Raw genomic sequence first — 9,591 nt, forward strand, 5'->3', positions numbered from 1 at the left:
ACTACACCGACTACGCGGGCCTCCGCGGCCTACGCTTGCGGTACGACGACGGCTGGTTCTCGGCCACGAGTGTGGCCGAGGCCACCGTCGGCTTTGTGCCTCCGTGGTCGCGCTGCGGTGCGCACCTCGGCTGAGCATCCCGCAATCGCCGCGAACTAAGCCCAGAACGACGACGGAACGCCTGCGGCCGCAAAGTACTCCGCAGCCTCGGCCGGCTCGCGACGCTGGTAGTTCGCGTCAAGGCGACCCGAGTACCACCCCTGCGCGAGCCTCCACAGGGTCGAGAGATCGAATACCGTTCCCTCGGGCTCTGACCGAGCAGCGGTCCACTGATCAATACAAGCCTGCGAGCAAAAGATGCGCTGGTTCTGGCACGTCGCGACGACGTCGTCCCATGCGCGGGCGGCAGGAGTTGCGAATCGCACGAGCTCGGTTCCGGCAGGGGGCTCGTCGTTACTCACGACCCACGAAAGCGCTCGGTCGCACGCGGGGCACGTCGTGGCGATCAGCACGCGGGGCTCGTGCGGCACGAGGTGAGGGATCGCGAAGGAGTCCCACGCGCATCCACCCCAATAGAGCGTCGTGGTGCCCATGACGCTAAAGCCGAAGCTCACGCTCGCGAAAGGGTGCGCCATCACGATGGACCCGTCGCCATCGAGCACGACAAGCCGCGACGCCGCGAGAGACGCCATCGCCGCATCGAGATCACCGGGGCTCACGGCGAGTTCGCGCTGGAGTGTTTCGCGGCGGGGCGCTCGACCCGTTTCGGCAAAGTGCCGGTAGACGGCCAGGCGAAGGGGTTCGAGCAATTCTGCTGACGCGTCGTGGGTCACGTCGCGACGGTAGCACCGCTCGCGTGGGCATCGCGTAGCGTGGCAGTCGTGCATCCCCGTCGCGCTCTCGTCACCCTCGCCGTGCCCGCTACCGTTGCGTTTCTGATGGCCGGGTGCAGCGGGTCACCGAGTGATCCGCTCGGCAACCTCTCGGGATGCCTCGCCGGCGAATCAGGAACCATCGCGATCGGCGTCTCGAACTCATCCAGCGAACCCATCGTGATCGACGCCGTCGAACTGCTCGAATCATCGGGCCTCGAGATCATCGACCGCTTTATTGCGATCGATGAGGATGCCCGCTCAACCGCCGTGCTCTTCGAGTCAACCGGCCGCGAGAGCGTGGGTGGCGTCGATCTCGACCAGACCGCCATCGAACCGGGCGCCGCCGCCTACATCGGGGTCGAGGTCGAGCGCACTGGTTCGGCCGAGGGTCGCGTCGACGGCCTGCTGCTCACGGTCGACGGCGAAGAGCAGGGCGCTCCCGTCACGCTCGACCTGCGCGACTCCTGCGACTAAGTCAGCGCTGTCAGCCTCAGCTGCGACGAGCGGCAAGCGCGGCCTCGTAGAGCTCGCGGGTGCCGAGCCCCGTCGCCGCAGCAACAGCGGCGGCAGCATCCTTCAATCGCTCCCCCGCGGCCACGCGATCGGCGACCTCGGCGAGCGCCGTCGGCAGATCGGATGACCGCGCCGGTGCTCCCTCGATGACGAGCACGATCTCACCACGGGTGCCGTCGGCGAAGCGGTCGGCGAGCTCGGCAAGGGTTCCGCGAGCGATCTCTTCGAACTTCTTGGTGAGCTCACGACACACTGCCGCACGCCGATCGGGACCCATGGCATCGCGCGCATCGGCGAGCGCCGCGGCAATGCGGTGCGGAGCCTCGAAGAACACGAGCGTGCGCGGCTCGGTCGCGAGGGCTTTCAGGGCGCCGGCGCGACCCTTGCGCGGCAAGAAGCCTTCGAACACGAAGCGGTCGGTGGGCAGCCCGCTCAGCACGAGTGCGGTCAAAACTGCGCTCGGCCCCGGCAGAGCGGTCACCCCGACTCCCTCGGCGATCGCCGTCTCGACGAGTACGAAGCCGGGGTCGCTCACCGAGGGCATGCCAGCGTCGGTCAGCACGAGCACGTCGGTCTCGCGCGCGAGCTCGACGAGCTCGGCGGACTTCTCGCGCTCGTTGTGCTCGTGCAGGGGCATGAGTTGCGGGCGATTTTCGACCCCGAGCGCGCGCATGAGGTGCACGGCGGTGCGGGTGTCTTCGGCGACGATCACGGTCGCCGACTCGAGCGCCTCAATGAGCCGCCGACTGGCGTCGCCGAGATTGCCAATGGGCGTCGCGGCGAGAACGATCATGCGCCCATCCTCCCACCGCACCACCCCGCTTCCTCCCCGGCCCGACCTCACTGCACCCGCCACACCGCAGGGCGCCACGGTGCCCCCTGCCCCTTCGTGGCCCAGGCCCATCACTTCCGAGACGCTTCCACAGGATCGGAAGTCTGCGAGTTAGCCTCACGAACTTCCGATTCCGTGGAAGCGTCGGCAAGGGCATGGGTGAGTGGCGAAGCGCGGCGCCAGGGCTGCGTGCAGGGAGCGCGGCGAAGCAGCAGGCAGGGCGGGCTCGGAGCGGGCGGGCGGAAGCGCAGCGAGCGGTCGGGCCGGGGGCAGGCGGGCGCGGGGGCGGATGCTCGGCTTACGATGAACGCGTGAACGATGCTCGGCGCCGCATGCTCAGTGTCGCCGTGCCCGCGGCTGTGCTCGGGGTGGCGGCGGCGACGCGACTCATTGGCATTGAGCATCCCGGCGAGCTCGTCTTTGACGAGACCTACTACGTGAAAGACGCCGAATCGCTGCGGCAACTCGGGTATGAGGGGCGCTGGCCTGATGGCGCCAACGAACTGTGGGCCGCGGGAACACCCGGCAGCCCGAGCGAGCTGGCGTCGTTCATCGCGCATCCCCCGCTCGGCAAGTGGATCATCGCGCTCGGCCTCGGCGTCTTCGGGCCCGAGAACTCTGCGAGTTGGCGACTCGGCACCGCCGTTGCCGGCGTGGTGCTCGTGGGTCTCGTCATGCTGCTCGCCCACCTGCTCTTCACACGGCTCGTGCTCACGGGCATCGCCGGCCTGCTCATCGCGATCGACGGCAATGCCATCGTCATGAGCCGAGTTGCCCTGCTCGACGGCATCCTTGCTCTGCTCATCGTGCTCGCCGTCATCTTCATCGTGCTCGACCGGCAGCAGGTGCGCCGCTCGCTCGAATCGTGGCTTGCCGAACGCCGCGCATCCGACCCCCCGCGATCGACCGACTGGGGCCCGGCCTTCTGGAACCGCCCCTGGCTGTTCGCGGCGGGCCTCACCTTCGGTCTTGCCACCGGCGTCAAGTGGAGCGCGCTCTACCTACTCGCGGCCTTCGCCGTGCTCACCGTCGTCGCCGACGCCATCGAGCGCCGGAAGGCCGGCGTCAGCATCTGGATGAGCGGCACGGTGCTGCGGCAAGGCCCCGTCTCATTCGTGCTCATGATTCCCGGCGCGCTCGCTGTGCACCTGCTCACCTGGTGGGGCTGGTTCGCGACGAGCGGCGGCTACGGCCGCACCCGCGAGGTCACCGACGAGAATCGGTTGCCGGGCATCCTGGGCAGCCTGCCCGATGCCCTGCAGAACTGGTGGGAGTACCAGACCGCCATCTACGGCTACCACGTCAACGAGTCGAGCCCCCACAACTATGAGGCTCCGGCGATCGGCTGGCCGCTGCTGCTGCGGCCGACCTACATGCACTACAACGACCTCGGCAACGGAACGGCCGAGTCGATCACGGGCATTCCCAACCCCTTCATCTGGTGGGGCTCGGTGCTCGCCGTCATCGTCATCGTGGGCGTACTGATGGCATTCGCGATTCGACGGGTGCGCGGCCTCACTGGCCCGACCCTCCCCGCTGACGGCTGGGCCATCGCCGTCGTGCTCACCGGGGTCTTCGCCGGCTGGCTGCCGTGGCTGCTCTACCCCGAGCGCACGATGTTCTTCTTCTACACGATCGTCATTACGCCGTTTCTCGTGCTCGCCCTGACGATGCTGCTCGGCCGCGTGCTCGGAGCACCCTCCGACCCGACCCCGCGGCGTGCACTCGGCGGCACCATCGTGCTCGTGCTCATGCTGTTTTTGCTCGCCGTGAGCGCGTTTTTCGTGCCCCTGTGGACGGGCATCCCGACCCCGATCGAACTCATTCAGCTGCGGTACTGGATGACCTCGTGGATCTAGTCGCGTGAATAGAGGGGTCCACGGCCGGGGTCGGCGCCTACCCCCGCCGCCCGTACACCGCCCGGCGCAGCAACCATTCGGCCGGGCCCGAGCGGTCGAGCGCCGCCAGAACGTTCGCGATCACGAGGGTGCCGAGCCACGTAATGACGGCAATCTGGGTGGCTTCGGCGACACTCGCGGTAGCACCGAGCCCGAGTCCGTAGGGCGCGAAGACGATCACGAACACGAGCGACTGGGTGAGGTAGCCGCTGAGCGACCGCTGCCCGAGAGCCGCGAACATTCGTGAGATCGGCCCGCGCGGTTTGGCCGTGGGGCTACCGAGCTCACGCCCCGAGCCGCGCCCGCCGATGATGAGCGCGATCAGCGCGACATAGGCGGCACCACCCACGGCGCCCGTGGCCGCGTGCAGCATCGCCGCGAAGGGCTCCGCAATCAGCGAGAGCTCGATGACGCCGAGCAAGGCAAGCGCGATCGGCAGGGCCCCGAGCACCGACACCGGAATACCGATGCCCGCCACAAGGCTGAGCGCGCGCCGGTGATTCACGGGATTCTCGAGCACGCGATAGCGCGCCGCCCACATGCCCAGAACCATGGGCGCGAGCAGGCCGAGGCCGCCGAACGGCACCGAGATCATGCCAATCGTCCACTCGCCGAGGCGGTAGAGCACCGCGAGAGGGAACGTCTCGGCGCCCGCCGAGTTGAAGAGCGCGGCACTCGGCGCCGCCCCTCCCCCGAACTTCGCGAGGAGGCCGCTCAGACCCTCGAGGGCTCCGACCACGATCAGGAAGCCGAACGAGAGCCAGCCGACGATCGCGAGCGTGCGGCCCGAGGCCCGAATGAGCAAGACGAGCGCGAGGCCCAGCAGACCGTAGGTGCCCAGAATGTCGCCAAAGAACAAGAGCACGCCGTGGGCGGCACCGAAGGCAATGAGCCACGCGTTGCGACGAAGCAGCAGGCGGCGTGCGTCGGGCCATTCAGTGCCGCGGGCCTGCTCGCGCGTGAGCAACTGGGTGAGGCCATAGCCAAAGAGCAGCGCGAAGAGCGGATAGCTGCGGTTGTCGGCGAGCGTCGCCACGAGGGCATTGACCCAGGGGTCGGCCGTGGCGTCCGTCACCGGTTTGAGCAAGATACCGAGCTCGCGGCCATACAAAAAGAAGGGCACGTTCGCCACGGCGATGCCGAGCAGCACGAGGCCGCGAGCAATGTCGGGGGCGAGCGCGCGGTCGGCGCGAGCGGTGGGGGCCTGGGGCGATGGAAGGGGTGCGGGCTGAGCATCCGTCGTCATGATCGCATCGTATTATTACTACACACGAAGATGCAAGCGATCGGCCCGCAACTCAGAAAACGCGAAGATTACGTCGCGTAACGCGGCCCCCTGCACGAAACCAGCTCCCCGGCTAGCCTGAGGCTATGGCCGACCGCGACTATGGCTTCCGCACGCGTGCCGTGCACGCCGGCAATGTTCCCGACTCGGCGACGGGCGCTCGCGCCCTGCCGATCTACCAGTCGAGCGCCTTCGTGTTCGATTCGACCGAGGATGCTGCGGCCCGGTTCGCACTGCAGAAATACGGCAACATCTACAGTCGCCTTGCCAACCCCACGGTCGCGAGCTTCGAAGAGCGCGTGGCGAGCCTCGAGGGTGGACTCGGAGCCGTGGCCACCTCGAGCGGCCTCAGCGCGCAGTTCGTCACCTTCGCGTCGCTCGCGGGCGCGGGCGACCACATCGTCGCCTCGTCGAACCTCTATGGCGGCTCGGTCACGCAGCTCGACGTCACCCTGCGTCGGTTCGGGGTCGAGACGACCTTTGTGGCGAGCGATGACCCCGCCGATTACGCCGCGGCGATCATCCCGGGCCGCACCAAACTCGTGTTCGCCGAGACGATCGCCAACCCGAGCGGCGAGATCGCCGACATTGCCGGCCTCGCCGATGTCGCCCATGCCGCGAACCTGCCGCTCATCATCGACTCGACGATCGCGACGCCCTACCTCTGCCGCCCGATCGAGTGGGGAGCCGACGTCGTCGTGCACTCGGCCACGAAGTTCTTGGGCGGACACGGCACGACTCTCGGCGGCATCGTCGTTGAGTCGGGCCGTTTCGACTGGTCGAACCACAACTTTCCGCTCTTCGAAGAAACCGTCGCGCACTACGGCGGGCTCACCTGGTACGGCAACTTTGGCGAGTACGCCTTTCTCACGCGCTTGCGCGCCGAGCAGCTACGCGACATCGGCCCGGCTCTCGCACCACACTCGGCGTTCTTGCTCGCTCAGGGCGTCGAGACACTGCCCTACCGCATGCAGGCGCACGTCGACAACGCGCGCCGCGTTGCCGAGTGGCTCGAGGCCGACCCGCGCATCGAGACCGTCAACTGGGCGGGGCTGCCCTCGCACCGCCACCACGCGCGCGCCGCGCAGTATCTGCCGCTCGGCCCGAGCTCGGTCTTCGGTTTTGTCGTCAAGGGCGGCCGCGCCGTCGGCCAGGGCCTCATCGAGAACGTGAACCTCGCGAGCCACCTCGCCAACATCGGCGACGCGAAGACCCTCATCATTCACCCTGCCTCGACGACGCACGCGCAGCTCACCGAGCAGCAGCTCGTCGACGGCGGCGTTCACCCCGGTCTCGTGCGTCTCTCGGTGGGCATCGAAGACGCCGACGACATCATTGATGACCTCGACCAGGCGCTCGACGCCGCGCTGAAGGGGGCTGCAGCATGACGGATGCGACCACGGCCGACACCGCCACGGTCACCCTCGCGAACGGCCTGACCTGTGCCATCCCCGCGAGCTCCCCCCTCGCCAAGCTGCTGAAGTCGCAGCGTACGTGGGTGGGGCCCTCGGCAAAGGAGCGCCTCGCAATCTTGCGCCGCGCAAAGAGCATCGCGATCGTGGGCGCGTCACCCAACCCCGCGCGCAGCTCATACTTCGTGGGCACCTACCTGCAGCAGTCGAGCGACTTCCGCGTCTACTTCGTCAACCCCAACGCGACGGAGATCTTGGGCCAGCCCGCCTACCCCGACCTCGCATCGCTGCCTGAAGTGCCCGACATTGTCGACGTGTTCCGCAAGGCCAGCGACATTCCCTCTGTCATCGACGACGCGCTCGCCGTGGGCGCCTCCACGGTCTGGGTTCAGCTCGGCATCTGGAACGAAGAGGCCGCCTACTATGGCGAGTCGAAGGGCCTGACCGTCGTGATGGACCGCTGCATCAAGGTCGAGCACGCTCGCTTCCACGGCGGACTGCACCTCATGGGCTTCGACACCGGCGTCATCTCGGCCAAGAAGCAGCTGCGCTAATCACGACTTGGCAGGGGGATGCCCGGCTAGGGTCGCAGCATGACCACGAGCTCAGCATCCATCGCCGTCACGGTCGTCGGCGGCCCCACCGCCCTGCTCGAGTGGGCCGGCCTGCGCCTACTGCTCGACCCGACGTTCGACGAGCCGCAGCGGTATGGCGCTGACCCCGACGATCTCGAGAAGACGGCTGGGCCCGCCGTGGCATTCGAGGCGCTCGGTCGCATCGATGCCGCTCTCGTGTCGCATCACCACCACGAAGACAATCTCGACCACGCCGGACGCGAACTCTCGTTGACTCTGCCCCTCGTGGTCACGACGCCCGTCGGCGCCGATGATCTCGCCGCGCGAGGCGGGTCAGCGCGCGTGATCGGCCTCGCCGATGACGAGAGCATTGCCCTCGATGATGCGCTCGTGGTGGGAGAACAGGTCGCCGAGCACGCCGCACCGGGAGCCCGCCTGCACGCACTGCCCGCCCAGCACGGACCCGACGAATGGGCCGAGCGACTCGGCCCCGTGTGCGGGTTCTTGCTCACCGCGCCCGGGCACCCGACCGTCTATGTTTCGGGCGACAACTCCGAGGTCGCCGTCGTCGAAGCCATCGCGGCCCGCTATGGGGCCGTGGATGCTGCGCTCTTGTTTGCCGGAGCCGCGCGCGTCGATGACATCGACGCGCCCCTCACCCTCACCGCCGAGCGGGCCCGCGCCGCCGCGCTCGCACTCGGCGCGCGCCGCGTCGTCGGGCTGCACGTCGACCAGTGGACGCACTTCAGCGAAGGCCGCGACGCTCTCGAGCGGGAGTTCGCCGGCCTCGAGTCACCCGCGGGCGGCCCGCTGCTCGTGCCCACGCCGCTGGGCGTGCGCACCGAGGTTGCCCTCTAGAAGTCAGTGTTAAGCGGGTGCGCGCCGACGCGCTGATCGCGGTCGCACGCGGCGATCGTCGCCATGTCATCGGCCGAGAGCTCGAAGTCGAAGACCGCGGCGTTCTCGAGCATCCGTTCGCGGCGCACCGTCTTCGGAAACACGATGAGGCCCTCTTGCAGGTGCCAGCGAATCGCCACTTGCTGCACGGTCTTGCCGTGGCGCTCGGCGATGGCGGCGAAACCGGGCAACTCGGCGAGGTCGTATTGCGCGCTGCCGAGGGGGCTCCATGACTCGGTGTGGATGCCCCTCGGTTCTTGATACGCCCGCAGCTCGCGCTGCTGAAAGGCGGGGTGCAGCTCGACCTGGTTGACCGCGGGTACGACGTCGGTCGCCGCGGCAATGTCGTCGAGGTGCGCCTGCATGAAGTTCGAGACACCGATCGAGCGCGCAAGCCCGGCATCGCGCACCTCGATCATCGCCTCCCATGACTCGACGTGCTTGCCATATTTCGGCGACGGCCAGTGGATGAGGTACAGGTCGACCTGCTCGAGACCGAGCCGCTCGAGGCTCGCCTCGGCGGCCGTGCGCACGGTGTCGCGACCCTGGTCGCTGTTCCACAGCTTGGTCGTAATGAAGAGCTCGTCGCGCGGAATGCCCGAGGCCGCGATCGCACGACCCACGCCCGCTTCGTTCTTGTAGACGCGCGCGGTGTCGATGTGGCGATAGCCGACCTCGAGCGCCTCGCTCACGACGCGTTGCGCCTCGTCGTCGTCGATCTGCCACACCCCGAGCCCGAACTGCGGGATGCGGTGGCCGTCGTTGAGCGTCAGGTGAGGGGTATGAATCGCGTCAATCATTACGCCATCATCGCCTAGTCGCCTGTGGGAAGAACCCGCTCCTCGGGCCCGGTGTAGAGGCTCAGCGGGCGAATGAGCGCATTGGCCGCGAGCTGCTCGCGCACGTGGGCCGTCCAGCCTGTGACGCGCGCGGCAATGAAGAGCGGCGTGAAGATCGTCGTGTCGAAGCCCATGAGGTCGTAGGCCGGGCCCGAGGGGTAGTCGAGGTTGGGCTTGATCCCCTTTGCCTCGTCCATTGCCTTTTCGAGAGCGTCGTAAAGATCGAGCACCTCGGGCCGCTCGTAGTGCTCGACGAGAGTTTCGAGGGCAGCCTTCATCGTGGGAACGCGCGAGTCGCCGTTCTTGTAAACCCGGTGGCCAAAGCCCATGATCTTGCGCTTTACGGCGAGGGAGTCGGCGAGCCACCCGGCAGCAGCATCCGCCGTGCCGACCTCGCGGAAGACGTGCATAACGGCCTCGTTCGCTCCGCCGTGCAGCGGGCCCTTGAGCGCGCCGATCGCGCCC

At 68.0% G+C, this 9,591-nt stretch carries 10 protein-coding genes; 5 read left to right on the forward strand and 5 right to left on the reverse strand.

Features of this window, described 5'->3' with window-relative positions:
* Window positions 1-155: 155 nt before the first annotated feature.
* Window positions 156-833, reverse strand: coding sequence for an organomercurial lyase (gene merB, locus SFU54_RS05965; RefSeq protein ID WP_319015374.1), 678 nt, complete (start codon window positions 831-833; stop codon window positions 156-158).
* 48 nt (window positions 834-881) lie between these two features.
* Between merB and SFU54_RS05970 the strand changes: the two genes are divergently transcribed.
* Complete coding sequence (locus SFU54_RS05970; RefSeq protein WP_319015375.1) at window positions 882-1,349, forward strand: hypothetical protein; 468 nt, start codon at window positions 882-884, stop codon at window positions 1,347-1,349.
* Between the two features lie 16 nt (window positions 1,350-1,365).
* Here the strand turns inward: SFU54_RS05970 and rsmI are convergent, their stop codons facing one another.
* Window positions 1,366-2,181, reverse strand: coding sequence for a 16S rRNA (cytidine(1402)-2'-O)-methyltransferase (rsmI, locus tag SFU54_RS05975; RefSeq protein WP_319015376.1), 816 nt, complete (start codon window positions 2,179-2,181; stop codon window positions 1,366-1,368).
* A 350-nt stretch (window positions 2,182-2,531) separates the two neighbouring features.
* Here rsmI and SFU54_RS05980 point away from each other — a divergent pair, with 350 nt between their 5' ends.
* The gene (locus SFU54_RS05980) at window positions 2,532-4,079 is read left to right on the forward strand and encodes a dolichyl-phosphate-mannose--protein mannosyltransferase (protein WP_319015377.1); all 1,548 of its coding nucleotides are present in this window, start codon (window positions 2,532-2,534) and stop codon (window positions 4,077-4,079) included.
* 37 nt (window positions 4,080-4,116) lie between these two features.
* On the opposite strand, the gene SFU54_RS05985 is transcribed toward SFU54_RS05980, so the two are convergent.
* Window positions 4,117-5,364: a DUF418 domain-containing protein gene (locus tag SFU54_RS05985; protein ID WP_319015378.1), complete on the reverse strand. Its 1,248-nt coding sequence runs from the start codon at window positions 5,362-5,364 to the stop codon at window positions 4,117-4,119.
* 125 nt (window positions 5,365-5,489) lie between these two features.
* On the opposite strand from SFU54_RS05985, the gene SFU54_RS05990 reads away from it, so the two are divergent.
* Genes SFU54_RS05990 through SFU54_RS06000 form a run of 3 tightly spaced genes read left to right on the forward strand, consistent with a single transcriptional unit; the run spans window position 5,490 to window position 8,248 of the window.
* Window positions 5,490-6,791, forward strand: a complete 1,302-nt coding sequence (locus SFU54_RS05990; protein ID WP_319015379.1) for an O-acetylhomoserine aminocarboxypropyltransferase/cysteine synthase family protein — start codon at window positions 5,490-5,492, stop codon at window positions 6,789-6,791.
* Window positions 6,788-7,369: a CoA-binding protein gene (locus tag SFU54_RS05995; protein WP_319015380.1), complete on the forward strand. Its 582-nt coding sequence runs from the start codon at window positions 6,788-6,790 to the stop codon at window positions 7,367-7,369. The genes SFU54_RS05990 and SFU54_RS05995 overlap by 4 nt, the downstream gene beginning before the upstream one ends.
* 39 nt (window positions 7,370-7,408) lie before the next feature.
* Window positions 7,409-8,248: an MBL fold metallo-hydrolase gene (locus SFU54_RS06000; RefSeq protein WP_319015381.1), complete on the forward strand. Its 840-nt coding sequence runs from the start codon at window positions 7,409-7,411 to the stop codon at window positions 8,246-8,248.
* On the opposite strand, the gene SFU54_RS06005 is transcribed toward SFU54_RS06000, so the two are convergent.
* Together SFU54_RS06005 and SFU54_RS06010 are read right to left on the reverse strand one after the other, a co-directional pair.
* Window positions 8,245-9,087: an aldo/keto reductase gene (locus SFU54_RS06005; RefSeq protein ID WP_319015382.1), complete on the reverse strand. Its 843-nt coding sequence runs from the start codon at window positions 9,085-9,087 to the stop codon at window positions 8,245-8,247. The two genes, SFU54_RS06000 and SFU54_RS06005, sit on opposite strands and share 4 nt — an antisense overlap.
* Window positions 9,088-9,101: 14 nt before the next feature.
* On the reverse strand, window positions 9,102-9,591 hold a 490-nt coding region (locus tag SFU54_RS06010; protein WP_319015383.1), incomplete at its 5' end, for a citrate/2-methylcitrate synthase.

Origin of the sequence: Microcella sp. (assembly GCF_033763155.1) — a bacterium.
Taxonomy (GTDB): Bacteria; Actinomycetota; Actinomycetes; order Actinomycetales; family Microbacteriaceae; genus Microcella.